9 protein-coding genes are annotated in these 14,917 nt (G+C 60.4%); 8 read left to right on the top strand and 1 reads right to left on the bottom strand.

The window, feature by feature from the left end:
• Nucleotides 1–681, bottom strand: a complete 681-nt coding sequence (locus NKH73_RS10765) for a GntR family transcriptional regulator (protein ID WP_352931064.1) — start codon at nucleotides 679–681, stop codon at nucleotides 1–3.
• Nucleotides 682–790: 109 nt separating this feature from the next.
• Between NKH73_RS10765 and NKH73_RS10760 the strand changes: the two genes are divergently transcribed.
• The 8 genes from NKH73_RS10760 to NKH73_RS10725 all read left to right on the top strand — a co-directional run bounded on the left by NKH73_RS10760 (nucleotide 791) and on the right by NKH73_RS10725 (nucleotide 14,745).
• On the top strand, nucleotides 791–2,221 hold the full coding sequence (locus NKH73_RS10760; protein ID WP_352931062.1) for an NAD-dependent succinate-semialdehyde dehydrogenase: 1,431 nt from the start codon (nucleotides 791–793) through the stop codon (nucleotides 2,219–2,221).
• A gap of 492 nt (nucleotides 2,222–2,713) precedes the next feature.
• Nucleotides 2,714–5,842, top strand: a complete 3,129-nt coding sequence (locus tag NKH73_RS10755; protein ID WP_352931060.1) for an ATP-binding protein — start codon at nucleotides 2,714–2,716, stop codon at nucleotides 5,840–5,842.
• Between the two features lie 25 nt (nucleotides 5,843–5,867).
• Entirely contained in the window at nucleotides 5,868–7,025 is a 1,158-nt protein-coding gene (locus tag NKH73_RS10750) for a YcaO-like family protein (RefSeq protein ID WP_352931059.1), read from the top strand.
• Between the two features lie 4 nt (nucleotides 7,026–7,029).
• Nucleotides 7,030–7,758 carry a TfuA-like protein gene (locus tag NKH73_RS10745; protein WP_352931058.1) on the top strand — a complete coding sequence of 243 codons (729 nt, stop codon included), beginning with the start codon at nucleotides 7,030–7,032 and terminating at the stop codon, nucleotides 7,756–7,758.
• A 64-nt stretch (nucleotides 7,759–7,822) separates the two neighbouring features.
• Nucleotides 7,823–9,022, top strand: a complete 1,200-nt coding sequence (locus NKH73_RS10740) for a gluzincin family metallopeptidase (RefSeq protein ID WP_352931056.1) — start codon at nucleotides 7,823–7,825, stop codon at nucleotides 9,020–9,022.
• 29 nt (nucleotides 9,023–9,051) lie between these two features.
• Nucleotides 9,052–9,744, top strand: a complete 693-nt coding sequence (locus tag NKH73_RS10735; RefSeq protein ID WP_352931054.1) for a hypothetical protein — start codon at nucleotides 9,052–9,054, stop codon at nucleotides 9,742–9,744.
• Between the two features lie 694 nt (nucleotides 9,745–10,438).
• Nucleotides 10,439–11,545 carry an efflux RND transporter periplasmic adaptor subunit gene (locus NKH73_RS10730; RefSeq protein WP_352931531.1) on the top strand — a complete coding sequence of 369 codons (1,107 nt, stop codon included), beginning with the start codon at nucleotides 10,439–10,441 and terminating at the stop codon, nucleotides 11,543–11,545.
• Entirely contained in the window at nucleotides 11,542–14,745 is a 3,204-nt protein-coding gene (locus NKH73_RS10725) for an efflux RND transporter permease subunit (protein WP_352931052.1), read from the top strand. Before NKH73_RS10730 ends, NKH73_RS10725 begins: the two co-directional genes overlap by 4 nt.
• Nucleotides 14,746–14,917 lie beyond the last annotated feature (172 nt).

The raw sequence follows: 14,917 nt of genomic DNA, 5'->3' as shown, positions 1-14,917 counted from the left end.
CTAACCCTCTCCGAAGGCGTCGCGAATGCCGGCCCGCATGCTCTGCCAGATTTCCCGAATGAGGTTTTCGGTCATCGCCTTGGCACTTTCGCCATCGCCGTCGGTGATCGCGTCATAGATACGCGCCGTGTCATCTAGCGAGAGCTGGATGATCTTGGGGTCCTGCTCATAGGCGTGATAACGGTACCGCAAGGCCTGCTTTTCCAACCCGCCGAGCAGGCGCGTCAGCGTCTTGTTGCCGGCCAGGGTGTAGGTCAGGAGAGAACCGCGCACGTCGACGATGAAGAACTGCCGCGCATCGTTTCTAGCCTGGGCCTGCTTCAGCTCCGACAGCAGGTTCTTAAACTCGGCCTTCTTTTCGATGTCGGCGGATTCGGCTGCCTGTTTAGCAACCAGTCCCTCCAGCTCGATCCGACAGGTGTAGACCTCATCGAAATCGCGCTGCGACATCGGTGAGACCCAGATGCCGCGCCTTGCCTCGCGCATCACAAGACCGTCCCGCTCGAGCAGCCTCAGCGCCTCGCGCACGGGTGACCGGCTGACGCCGTAGCGTGCGGCAACCATCTCCTCGGTCAATCGCTCCCGGGACTTGAGGCGACCGAAGATAATCTCCTCCTCCAGCATCTCGGCGAGATTCTCAGGGATGGCGACCGACAATTTTTGGATGCGCGCTAAAATCATGTCGACACCATACTGTATACAATGTACTGGTCAAGCCATCACGGAGATTTTCTTCCCACGTGTAATCTGCCGGCGGCTTTTCCGTGGGACCGCTAGGAAGGGCTAGGACATGTATCCAGAGACGATCGAGTTGCTGATTGACGGCGCGTGGTGCCAGGGATCGGACGGCAAGTCCGAACCGTTGATCAATCCCGCCACCGAAGAAGTGCTGACAACCGTGCCGCACGCTACGAAGGCAGATCTCGACCGCGCTCTTGCGGCCTCAGCCAAAGGCTTCAAGCTATGGAAGGCCATGACAGCGATGCAGCGCTGGGCGATTATGGATAAGGCCGCCGACCTGATCGAGCAGCGCAAGGACACTATCGCCCGTATACTGACGATGGAGAACGGCAAGGCGCTGGCCGAGGCCACCGGCGAGGTGCAGTTCGCCGCCGATGCGACCCGCTGGTATGCGGAAGAAGGCAAGCGCGCCTACGGGCGCATCGTCCCTGCCCGGCTGCCCGGCGTACGGCAGATGGTCTTCAAGGAGCCGGTTGGCCCCGTCGTTGCGTTCGCGGCCTGGAATTTTCCGGCCAGCAATGTCATCCGCAAGATTTCAGGTGCGCTTGGCGCCGGCTGCTCGATTATCCTGAAGCCTGCCGAGGAAACGCCTGGAACCGCCGTGGCCATCGCCCGCTGCTTCCAGGATGCTGGGCTTCCGGCAGGCGTCCTCAACATTGTTTTCGGCGAACCTGCGCAGGTTTCGTCCTACCTGATCGCCTCACCGATCCCCAGGAAGGTCTCCCTGACCGGTTCGACGGCGGTTGGAAAGCTCTTGCAGAAACAGGCCGCGGACACCTTGAAGCGCTGCACCATGGAACTTGGCGGCCACGCCCCTGTCATCGTCTATGAGGATGCCGACCTCGAAAAGACACTCGATACGGTCGTCACATTCAAGTTCCGCAATGCCGGCCAGGTGTGCACCTCGCCGACCCGCTTCTATGTGCATGAGGCCGTCTACGACCGCTTCATAGACGGCTTTGCCTCCCGCACAGAAAAGCTGAGGATCGGAGACGGCCTCGACGCAAACGTCCAGATGGGCCCGATGATCGCGCCGCGGCGGCTGGATGCCATGGACGCTTTCGTCAGCGATGCAACCGCGAAAGGCGCGACGGTCGTCACTGGCGGCAAGCGGATCGGCAACAAGGGCTATTTCTACGCGCCGACATTGCTGAAGGGCGTGCCGGACACCGCGCGCATCATGTCGGAGGAGCCGTTTGGGCCGATCGCACCGACCACCGCCTTCTCAACCTTCGATGACATGATCGAGCGGGCAAACTCGCTTCCTTACGGGCTGGCATCCTTTGTCTTCACCCGCAACCTCACCCTTGCCCAAAAGACCGAGGCGGCGCTGGAAGCCGGCATGGTCGGCGTCAACCATATGATGGTGTCGACACCGGAAACGCCGTTCGGCGGCGTCAATGAATCCGGCTATGGCTCGGAAAGCGGCATCGAAGGCCTCGATGCATATCTGCGGACAAAATTCGTAACCGAGATGTAGGGTGCAGCAATCGATGGCGGTCCTCGGGCAGCCCACCATAATCAATGCATTCAGCGGGATCTACGGAGGGCGCCATTGCCTTGGCTAATCCAGCCAAGGAATATATCAACTTGTTGATAAATAACGATAATGATGCCTCCGGGAGGATGTCCTCAAATAGCTATTTTTATTGTGGGCACAGGTCAGACATCCTTCCCCTATCGTTCCGTATGGTTCCGCGAACCAGCTTACCCAATGCGCGCTGCTCGGCAATTTAGGAGTCGGACAGGCGGCACGTGGCTGAGTTGGCCGAACTGCGAGCTACTCATCCTGCTTTCGGCAATCTCGTGAGATTAGGCGGTCAGGGGGCTGACGCACATCGTCCGAAGTATCGCTTAGATGAGGGTCTTCCAAGCGCTCTGGTGAATATTAGCACATTTGATAGTATCGCTCTCACTCCGCCAGCCAAGGCACTGTAGCATGTCGGAAAAGCGTCGAGTAGGGCCTCCAATCGTGGCCCTTGCCAAGGGCGTTCTGAGCAAGGACGACAGTAGTGTGTCCGACGTTCGCAGCGAGCGGCGCGTTATGACAGCTCTCTGTTATGATCTGGTCGGATCAACCGACCTGCTCGCAGTTCTGGATATCGAGGACTATGAAGAACTGATGTCGGCCTTTCGGCGTGCGGCAAGACAGGCAATCTCATCGTGCTCGGGCGTTGTCGTCGGCGAGGCCGGCGACGGCGGTGTCGCACTTTTTCCAGCAGAGATGGAGGCAAAGGACGCGGCTTCGCAAGCGATCCGGGCAGGACTCGAAATCATTGAAGCGTGCAAGCGGGTCGGGCTGGAGAAAGACCATACGGACCTACATGTTCGGGTCGGGATTGCTACATCCATGACCCTCGTTCACGGGGACGGCGGTGACCCGGCGCATGCCAGCGTCACGGGCCCTGCTTTGGCCATGGCGACGCGGCTCCAGGCTATGGCTCAGCCGGATGCAATATTGGTGTCCGATGAGACCCGAAATCTGGCGCGGCGGTCCCATGTTTTCAGTTTTCGCGGCATTCACGTGATTAAGGGTTTCGCGGAGCCGGAGCGGACTTGGCGTGCCATCAGCCACAAGCGGGATGTTGACCGCTTCTTCGCCTTCGGGCGCTTGAACAATACGTTTATAGGCCGTGGGGACGAACTGGCCACCATCGCCGCATGTTGGCATGATGCGGTCGCCGGCAAGGGCGGCGTCATTTTAGTCCAGGGTGAGGCCGGTATCGGCAAGTCTCGCCTGCTATATGAAGTCCGCAAGAGGACACGCTTTCAGCGGGCAAAATTGCTGCTTTTTCAATGTCAGCCCGGCGGCTCCCACTCAGCCCTTTATCCTCTGCTGCAAAATGTTCGGAGTGACCTGGCTGGCAAAGAGGGTCGGCTGGAGACTTCAGACGTAGCGGAGGTCTTCGCAAATCAAGGCGTTCACGATGACGAAGTGGTCGACATCTTCTCGTTTCTACTAGGGGCTGAAGGATCGAATCCCGCTCTGAAGGAGGCTGATCTCAAGGTCATCCGGGAGAAAGCCAGCTGGGCAGTTCGCAGAAGCATAGAAGCCATATGCGAACACGGACCACTCATCCTGGTGGTCGAAGACATACATTGGATCGACCTCACGTCGAGGCAATTGCTGGCGGAACTTGCACTCTTCATTCATCGGGTGCCCGTGCTTCTCATAATGACTGCGCGACCTGGATCTGAGACTTATTCAGGGTTCCGGGACTTGCCGCATATTACTCTGAAGCCGCTCGATCGCGAGGAAACGCGACAGGCAATCATGGCCATGCGGCCGGAAATCGGGTCAGCAACGCATTCGGAACTCATCAGCATGGTGGAGGAGGTAACCGGGGGCGTGCCTCTTTTCATCGAGGAAATTTGCCAATGGATCGCCGAGAATGCGGCCTCCATAACGGATCGCCTTGCGCCAGCCGGTTCATCAAGCCGAATATCGGTGTTTGAAAGTATCCTTCAAGCCAGGCTGGAAGCCTTGGGCCCTGCAAAGGATGTGGCACGAGCGGCCGCCGTCGCCGGCAATCGTTTCAATCTGGAATTGCTCCAGAAGCTGTCGCCGGAATACAGTGACGAGACGATCGCGAATGCACTGGACACCCTCATCGAGGCGGGATTCCTGATTCGGGTCAGGCCTTCCGGCGAGCCCGACTATGGATTTCGTCATGCCCTGATCCGGGAGACAATCTACAGTGCATTGCTGCGGAGGAGACGGCAGGCCCTCCATCAGTCGCTTTTCTCAGCTGTCGGCCGCGACCGAAATCTGGCCCCGTGGCTGGGTACGGCTGAACTGGCAGAACATGCTGAACGCGCTGGCCTTATCGAGGAGGCGATCGATCAGTTCATCGCAGCCGGCCGGGAAAGTTACGTCCGCTCTGCAATGGCCGAGGCGAGACAGATTCTCGACCATGCCATGACCCTTTGCCAGCGAGTGAGAGGGCCCGACAAGCAGGATGTTTTGCGCCTCGCCGCGATGATGCCGCTCGGGCCGATACTTACAGCCACGGAAGGTCCAAACTCGCTGCCGGCACGCAAACTTTACGAGGACGGGGTAGAGATCGCCAGGCGGCGGCCACTCGCCGAGCGCGCGAAGTGGTTTCCGATCTACTGGGGTTGGTGGTTCACCGGCCCCACCATCGACGGGGAACGCGCACGAACCGTCCTCACCGACCTGAGGGATGTCGACGACCCCGAAGTGCAGTTTCAGGCCAGACACTGCGTTTGGGCAATCGAATTCAATCTTGGGCATCACAAGAACTGCATCGCCGCGGTCGACGAAGGACTTGCGCTCTATGGGACGGGCCAAAGATTAGGGAATGCCACTCTGTTCGGCGGCCACGACGCCAGGGTCTGCGGCCTGTCGCATAGGGGTCTCTCTCAATGGTTTACCGGCCGGGCCGCAAGCGCAGTTCGGTCGCTGGCTGAAGCCAGGCGCTGGGCAATGCAAACGGCGCATGTTGGTAGTGTCGCCCATGTCTACATCAACGAAGCGATGCTTGATTGCTATCGCCGCGATTTCTCGGCGCTGCGAGACGTCATCGCCGATATCCGCGAATTGACGAAGCGCCACCATCTGCCCTCCCTTGCCGCCCTGGCGCAAATTCTCGAAGGCTGGTGCGAAGGAAATGCTGCTCGGGTAGAACAAGGCAGGGACCAGATTAAGGAGGGCCTTGCGATCCACGGCGAACTCCAGACGCCGGAAGACTATCCTGTCTACTACGGCATGCTGGCGGAGCTTCTGGCCCGGACAGGCGAGACCGACGAGGCCCTTACGCTTGTCTCTTCCGCGGCTGCGGAAGCCGAAGCAGGCGGCAGTCTTTCTTGGCTCGCCGAACTCTATCGGCGAAAGGCCCATCTCCTTCTACTTAGAGGTTCCTCAGGCATGGATGTTGTTGCCGCGCTCTCCAAAAGCCTGGCTACCGCCGATGAGCAAAACGCGGTGCCAATCCTGCTCAATGCATACGAGATGCTCGAAACATCGGGCGTATCAGAGGAACTATCCCGGCAGTACCGCAGTCGCGTCGAAGTGGCGAAATCAACCATCGAGCAAGGCGCGGCGTTGTTCGTCAATCTAGAACCGAGCCTGCGCCACTAGCCCGCGCGGAGATCAGGAAGCCTCCATGCTGGAACGATACGAGCGCTCGGGTCCTCCGCCGCGCGAAGCATTCATGCGGCTAATGACGATGCGCGAGGTCTTGGGGATCACACGGATTGCAGACATCACAGGTCTCGACGTGCTCGACATACCCGTGGTTCAGGCGGTCAGGCCTTTCTCCCTTTTAAATTCCGTTTCGCAAGGCAAGGGGCCGACCAGAACCGACGCTGCGGTATCGGCCATTCTCGAGGCCGCAGAGTCCTACTTTGCCGAGCGCCTGGCGCACTACGACCCCATCGCGGCCTCCGCAGACTCCCTGAATATTCCTCCTGAAAGATTCGAAGCCCATCTCCAGCCTGGTGTCGACCCGGGCTGGCGCAGGAGGGAAATAGCTTGGATCCATGCCGAGGATATCCTCAAGGGTGGTCTGCAGGATTGGGTTCCATTCGAGCTTGTACACACTGCCTACGTGTTCCCGCCGCGGCCCCATGAGGAAATCTTCGCTTCATCGACGTCCGGCCTGGCTGCCTCCTTCGAGGAAACGGACTCTATCCTGCACGGGATAATGGAATGCATCGAGCGCGACGCACTCACGCGGGCGGAGCGAATCCATGGCTTTTTCCAGCGCCGTCGAATTGACCCGAGGACGATCGACGATCCAACGGTTGCGAGCCTTCTCGAAAGCCTGGAAGCCAAAGGCCTGCTAGTGGGGCTTTGGCACGCCCCCTCACCGCTGGGGCTACCGGTGATCTGGTGCCATCTCATGGAGGATCGGCCGCCGGAAACTGCAATTCTTCACCATCCGGCAGAGGGCTCGGCTGCAGGTTTCGATGCCGCGTCCGCGATCGTTCACGCAATCTACGAGGCGGCGCAGTCGCGACTGACGGCGATCTCCGGCGCCCGTGATGACCTGACGCGCGCGTCCTATCCAAAATATCCTGATTGGCAAAAAATTGCGGCGCACCGACGCCTCCTGTCGGACGGCCCCCGCGACGTACATTTCCATGCGATTGCCGGGCAGAATTGCACCAGCGCGGGAAATAGGATGTCCGCTCTTCTCGCACAGATCGAGGGCGCAGGAATCGATACAGTGTACATGATTCAGCTCGATACGAGACCGCTCGGCGACCTGTCGGTCGTCAGGATCGTCATACCGGCCTTAACGCCCCTCTTGCATGGCTAGGCAAATGCGTCCCAAGCTGGTCTTTGCCGGTCCCACCCTGTCACAGGGCGAAGTGCTGGAAGTGGTGGAGGCGATCTGCCTTCCGCCGGCTGTGCAGGGTTCGATCATTGCGGCTGTGCAGCATTTTGATCCGAGTGCGATAGTCATCATCGACGGCGGCTTTCAATCGGAGCCGGCGGTCAGGCACAAGGAAATCCTTTGGGCAATAGCGAAAGGTGTTCCGGTAATAGGCGCGGCGAGCATGGGGGCTCTTCGCGCTGCAGAACTCTTTCCATACATGCTGGGAGTGGGGCTCATCTACCGGTGGTATCGTCGTTTTGCGTTTGCGCCTGACGATGCAGTGGCCGTGCTGCACGGACCATGGGGGGTAAACTCCGCGCCCATAACCCACGCGCTGATCGATCTTCGCATGACGGTTCGCAGGGCCTGCCGTCGAGGCATCATTTCGACTGAATACAGAATCAGCCTGGAGCGCGCCGCGCGAGCTCTCAATTTTCGCGAGCGCACGCTCGCCCGCATGGTCGGTGACGCCTTGTCATGCGAAGGTGATCTTGTTGTCGAGAAATATCAGGAGATCCTCGCCGCAGCTTTCGTTCAGCAAAAGAAGCAGGATGCGCGTGATGCGCTCCGGCTATTGCATCACGGTTTATTCAAAGAGCCCGCACCCCTGCCGGATTTCCAATTGACGGCGGCTTTCTTTAAGGATCTCGACGAAGCCGGGTTAGAGATTTGAAAGCATCAGGGCGAGCATTCTCAATCTCAATTTACAATACGTGAGATTTTGCTAATGTATTAAAATGAGAGGGGCTGAGCTACTAGGAACGCTCGATCGATCCAACGACCAGAGTCGCTCCGTCGGTACGCGCTTCCTGCTATTTCCGCAGGTGCCCCACCTTGCCGATTACGGCACACCCGAGACCGTCTGGATATCGACCCCGCCGGGCCGGTTACGCTCCGGTCCGGAGGACCATCGCATCTATGTCCGAGATCCGCTCCTCGACAAGGAACCTTACGAGTATCCCTATCTGCCGCCCTTCGTTGGCGAGGTCTTCCCGTCGGCGGAACCCGCCTACGACGGTCACTTCGACCAGATTTCATTGAATTCACGTCAGTTCCTGGCGACACACGCCTTCGGGGCGGTCAGCCGGGTCCTGGACATCTGGGAAAGCTACCTCGGGCGGCCGATTACCTGGTACTTCGCCGAAACCTATGAGCGGCTGGAGATCATTCCGTGGGTCGACTGGAACAACGCCCAGTCTGGCTACGGTTATCTGGAACTCGGCGTGGACAGGGCGCCCGACGGTCGAAATTATCCCTATGCCCTCAACTTCGATACGATTGCGCATGAGGTCGGCCATGCGATTCTGTTTTCCCTTTTTGGGGTGCCGGCAAATGGATTGAAGACCGGCGACTTCGCCTCGTTCCATGAGGCGAGCGCCGACATAACGTCGCTTCTGTCCTTCCTGCATTTCGACAGCGGTCTCGACCGGCTGCTGCGCCACTGCAACGGCAACCTCCTCGTCATGAACGAGCTCAACCGCATTGCCGAACTGATCGGCGACCGGCAGATTCGCCTCGCCAGCAATTCGCGCCGCATGTCTGAAGTCTCCGACGAAATCCATGACAGGTCGCGGCCTTTCACGGGGGCGGTATTCGACACGATCGTAGACACCTACCACGCGAATCTCGTGGGTGATGGACTAGCCGACGAACGGCTTCTCGATATCGACATCAGGGATATCGACGAGGCCGCCATGCAGCGCATCTCGGATTTCACGGCGCTGGCCTTCCGTGCCAGGCCGTTCCTGTTCAAGAGCGCGCTTACCCGGGCGCGTGACGATGTGGCGCTGACCCTCGCCCGGACCTGGTCCAGCCTCGAAGCGGACGATCTGACTTTTGAGAATGCCGCGATGGCCATTGCCGAAGCCGGCAGCCGCATCGCGCCGGCGCTGGGCGCTAAGTTCGAGGAAAACTTCAGGTGGCGAGAAATTTCATGAACTGAATTGTCAAAGCGAGGAGGACTGACATGAGTGACGACTATCACCGTCCGACACTGACATTCCCCAACGGTGCATACAATGCAACGCAGGTCAGGCTCTACGGAATTGAGGCGGAAATTGGTATTTCCATTCCCGGACAGGCCAGCGAAATCTCGAACACCAACATTTATGTCCAAACAGCACATGGCGTTAGCGCCGACGAACGGGAAGTCAACGCGGCGAAAGAAGTACTTAAGAAAGCCACATCGAATAAGATCCGCCGCAGCATAATGCTCGGCCAAGGCACCTTGCCTAGTATACCGATAAGAGCCAGCTTCAGTATTAAATTGGATATAAAGGAATTTGGCACAGCCGTTGTGACTGTGACTGCACAAACATATATGCTGGGCAGCAAGCCAGAGAAAGAGCTTTCTTGCGGGTTGATTGTCGGCTACGCCTACGAAGGTCATACATTTGACCTGCCAAAACCCAAGATAATGCTAGTTAATAAGTTCCCAGAATTGGAGATTCCAAAGGATGACTCTGACTACAAATTGAAAGAAGATGCAGGTTATGCTGTCTGGATCGTTGATAAACTCGACCAATGCGTGGAGATTGAAATCAACCAAGGCTTTGTCGAACAGCTTGTTCTGGAGGCTAACCTTCCGGGCAAGCGCTCACCGACCATGTATGCTGCGAGGCAGGCGCTCGGGCACCGCAGTGGCAGGCTGAGTGAGTAGTGATAGATCCTGCTACTTCGCGGCCCGTCGAGAGGTTGTGTCAGCCGGCCCGAGCTTGGTGCAGTCGGAAACGATAACCTCGCGGAGCTTGGGGCGCCGAGCTGGCTGCGGCGCTCCCCAACCAACTTCGGGGCTTGGCGCCCAGGCTCGGGTCCCGGGTCGCTTCGTTTGCGAACGTTCGGAGACATGCTCCAGAACGGCGGCATTGGGCCGGAAGCGGACGGGCCCGGTTCCGGGACGAACTAGCCAGAAGGTGGCATTCCGCTGGCGCCCCATCTTGGCCGCAACGACGTTGCTTGCGATGCCGCAGTGTTGCCGTCCATTTGAATCCGGCCGGCGTGGTAATGCCCATATCGGTCTCCTTCGACCAATATGAATCATAAGCCGTCCACCAAAGGAATCCTGAATCCTTTAAATCGCGACTGGCTTTAGCGCGGTGGCGGGGCAGCCACAGGGTGGACATTTCAGCCCACATGGAAAATGATCATGTTGCCATGCACAATACCGCAGTGCTCTGATCTCGACGGAAAAGCCTGAACGTAGAAGCGGATCAACCGACCTCCGGGTCCAGCGAACGAGGACGCAATTGGACAACCCAGAGAATGGTCAATTGTATCGCGACGCGGGCCGGCGACGCCGTCGATCGGCCGGCTTGCTTGCCCGCGCCGCCGTGTCGGCGGCATTCCTGTTCGGCATGGCTTTCACCAGCAATGCGTTTGCGCAGGACCAGCAGCTACCCGTGGTGACGGCGGCCAAGCCGGTGGTCCGTGAAATCGTCGAAGACGACGAGTTCGTCGGGCGCTTCGAAGCCGTCGACCAGGTTGCCATCCGTTCGCGCGTCAGCGGCTATCTGGACAAGGTCAGCTTCCAGGACGGCGCCCTGGTCAACAAGGGCGACCTGCTCTTCACAATCGACCAGCGTCCGTACCAGGCGGCTTATGATGCCGCCAAGTCGCAAGTGGACGTCGCCAAGTCCCTGCTCGAATTCTCCAAGATGCAGCTGGATCGCGCCGACGAACTCGCCAAGACCGGCAATATCTCAACCGCGACGGTCGACGACCGCCGGCGGGAATACCTCTCGGCGCAGGCGCAGATGCAGGGCGCGACGGCGGCGCTGACGACGGCCAGCCTGAACATGGAATTCACCGAGATCAAGGCGCCCTTGTCCGGCCGCATCGACCGCCGGCTGGTGTCGGTCGGCAACCTCGTGCAGCCGGATTCCACCTTGCTGACGACCATCGTTACGCGCGATCCGATCGACTTCTATTTCGACGTCGATGAGCGCCTGTATTTCAGCTATGCCCGCGACGCGAAGGAACGCGGCGGCAGCATGCAGGAAGGCGCCGGCGGGCTCGAGGTGGTGGTTCGCGTCGCCGACCGCGCGGAGGCGGTATTCAAAGGCAAGCTCGATTTTGCCGAGAACCGGATCGACAACGCGACCGGCACCATGCGGGTGCGTGCAACGTTTCCCAACGCCGACGGCGTTCTCCAGCCAGGCATGTTCGGGCGCATCAACGTGCCGGGGTCGCTGCCGCATAGCGGCGTGCTGGTGCCCGACGAGGCGATCGGCGCCGATCAGGATCGCCGCATCGTGTTCCTGGTGGATGAGTCCGGGATGGTCTCGGCGAAGCCCGTGCGCACCGGCCCGCTTCTCGACGGCTACCGGGTGATCCGCGGGGGCCTGACCGGCGACGAGACGATCATCGTCAACGGGCTGATGCACGCCAGGCCCGGCACCAAGGTGAAGGTCGAGATGGTGACGTTGCCGCCCAAGGCCGAGACCGCCGGGTTGCCGCAATGAGGTTCGCACATTTCTTCGTCGACCGTCCGATCTTCGCATCGGTCGTTTCCATCGTCCTGCTGATCCTGGGCGGGATTGCTTATACCCAGCTGCCGATCGCGCAATATCCCGAGATCGCGCCGCCGACCATCGTCGTTCGCGCGCAGTATCCGGGCGCCGACGCCGAGACGGTCGCAGCGACGGTGGCAACGCCGATCGAGCAGGAGATCAACGGCGTCGAAGGCATGCTCTACATGTCGTCCTATTCGTCGGGCGACGGGGCGATGGCGCTGACCATCACCTTCAAGCTGGGCACCGATCTCGACCAGGCGCAGGTGCTGGTGCAGAACCGCGTGTCGGTTGCCGAGCCGCGCCTGCCCGAAGAAGTCCGCCGCCTCGGCATCACCACCATCAAGAGCTCGCCCGACCTCATGATGGTCGTGCACATGCTGTCGCCCGACAATACCTACGACCAGCTCTACGTCTCGAACTACGCCCGCTCGCGGGTGCGCGACATACTGCTCAGGTTGGACGGCGTCGGCGATCTCATCATCTTCGGCGAACGCGAATATTCGCTGCGCATCTGGCTCGATCCGGAGAAACTGTCCGCCCTGGGGATGACCTCGGGCGATGTGGTTCAGGCGCTGCGCGACCAGAACGTCCAGGTGTCGGGCGGCTCGATCGGCGCGCCGCCGACCAACACCGGCACGGCGTTCCAGTATACGGTCACCACGCAAGGCCGCTTCAACGACGCACGCGACTTCCGATACGTGATCGTCAAATCGACCGACGACGGCCGCCTGATCTCGCTGCAGGACGTGGCGCGCATCGAGCTCGGCGCCAAGGATTACGTCACCAACTCCTATCTCAACGGCAAACCGGCGGTGGCGCTCGCCATCTTTCAGCGGCCGGACACCAATGCGCTCGCCGCAGCCGCGGAGATTCAAGACAAGATGAAGGAGCTTTCCCGCGACTTCCCGAAGGGGTTGAGCTACGACATCGTCTACAATCCAACCGAGTTCGTCGCCGAGTCGATCCAGGAGGTCTACAAGACGATCCTCGAGGCAATGCTGCTGGTAATCATCGTCATCATCGTCTTCCTGCAATCGTGGCGCATGGCGATCGTGCCGATCGTGGCGATCCCCGTGTCGCTGATCGGCACGCTGGCGGTGCTTTACGCCGCCGGTTTCTCCCTCAACATGCTGACGCTGTTCGGCCTCGTTCTGGCGATCGGCATCGTCGTCGACGATGCGATCGTCGTGGTCGAGAACGTCGAGCGCAATATCGCCAGAGGGCTGGCGCCCAATCCGGCGTCGCACCTGACCATGGACGAAGTCGGAACGGCGGTCATCGCGATCTCGCTGGTTCTGATAGCCGTGTTCATACCGACAGCCTTCATCCCCGGCATTTCTGGGCAGTTCTACCTGCAATTTGCGATCACCATAGCGGTGTCGACGGCGATCTCGGCATTCAATTCGCTGACACTTTCGCCGGCGCTGGCCGCACTGCTGTTCAAGCCGCACCACGCCGCGGCGGCGCCGCCGCGCTTTTTCCTGGCACGGTTCGGACGGGCGCTCGCCGACGGCTTTAACAGCGGCTTCGACAGGGTCGCCCACTGGTATTCGAGCATCGTCCGCGTGCTGGTCGGCTCGTGGATAACGATGGCCGCCATGCTGGCCGTTTTCGCGGCCCTCATCTACGCCACGGTCTACATGGTGCAGGCGGTGCCGCGCGGTTTCATTCCGTCGCTCGACCAGGGCTATGCGATCGTCGTCGTCCAGTTGCCGGAAGGCGCCTCGCTGTCGAGGACCGATGCGGTCATCCAGCAGGCGTCGCAGATCATCCAGAAAACGCCAGGCGTCGACTACGCAGTCGCCTTCGCCGGCTTCTCCGGCGCGACCTTCACCAACGCCAGCAACGCGGGCGTGATCTTCGCCAGGTTCAAGCCGTTTGACGAGCGACTGAAAGCCGGCCAGTCGGCGACCCAGGTCATCGGCAATCTGTTCGGCAGCCTGCAAAGCATCAAGGAAGCCTTCATTATCGCACTGCCGCCGCCGCCGATCCGCGGCGTCGGCAATGCCGGCGGCTTCAAGCTGCAGATCCAGGAGCGCAACAGCGCCGACATGCGGCAGATCTTGGCGCTTGCCAACGAAATCGCCGGCAATGCCAACAAGACGCCGGGGTTGACGGGCGTGTTCACCACGTTCTCCACGTCGAGCCCGCAATTCTTCCTGGCGATCGATCGCGACAAGGCGCGCATCCTGAACGTGCCGATCCCCAACATCTTCGAGACGCTGTCGATCAACTTGGGCACCGCCTACGTCAACGACTTCAACGCTTTCGGGCGCGTCTACCAGGTGCGGGCGCAGGCCGACCAGGCGTTCCGCCTCGATCGCGCCGACATCTTGAAACTGAAGGTGCGCTCGGCGACCGGCGCGCTGGTTCCGCTCGGCACCTTGATCGAGATCCGCGACGTCACCGGCCCGGCGCTGGTCCAGCGCTACAACATGTACGTCTCGGTGCCGCTGCAGGGCAACGCCGCGCCCGGCGTCTCCACGGGCGACGCGCTGGCATTGATGGAAGGCATCACGGCAAAGACGCTGCCGGCCGGTACCTCCTATGAATGGACCGAGCTCGCCTATCAGGAGCGCACCACCGGCAATGCCGCTGTCTATATCTTCGGACTGTCGGTGCTGTTCGTGTTCCTCGCGCTGGCGGCGCAATATGAAAGCTGGGTGCTGCCGTTCGCCATTGTGCTGGTGGTGCCGCTCGGCGTGCTCGCGGCGTTGCTCGGCGTGTCGTTCCGAGGGCTGGACAACAACATCCTCGTGCAGATCGGCCTCATCGTGCTGATCGGGCTTGCCGCCAAGAACGCGATCCTGATCGTCGAATTCGCGCGGCAGGCGCAGGACCGCGGCCTGTCGGCCGCCGAGGCTGCCGTCGAAGCCTGCCGGCTCAGGCTGCGGCCGATCCTGATGACCGCCTTCTCGTTCATCCTCGGCGTCGTGCCGCTGATGATCGCAACCGGCCCGGGCGCAGAAATGCGCCAGTCGCTCGGCACCGCGGTGTTCTCCGGCATGCTCGGCGTCACCTTCGTCGGTCTGTTCCTGACGCCGGTGTTCTACGTCACGCTCAGGTCGCTGTTTTCACGGCGCAAGCCCCGTGCCGAGGCCGAGCCTTCGGGGCCGCTAGAGGCGCCGTCGGAGACGGCCGCCGAGTAGGGTTGCGAATTCGCGGCGTCGGGTGGGCCCGGAGGGCATAGAACACCTTCGAAATATCAACGGTTTGGAGTGTCAAACCGTATCGAAACCGTCCATTGCTTCTGTTGGATTTTCTCCAAATTGTCAAACCTGTCTGAGAATGACCCGCTTGCTGTGCCGGGGCTTAGCCGCA

Origin of the sequence: Mesorhizobium sp. M0938 (assembly GCF_040319125.1) — a bacterium.
In the GTDB taxonomy this organism is placed as follows: Bacteria; Pseudomonadota; Alphaproteobacteria; order Rhizobiales; family Rhizobiaceae; genus Mesorhizobium; species Mesorhizobium robiniae.
The sequence above is the reverse complement of the archived record's forward strand: the minus strand, read 5'-3'. Positions and strand labels throughout refer to the sequence as shown.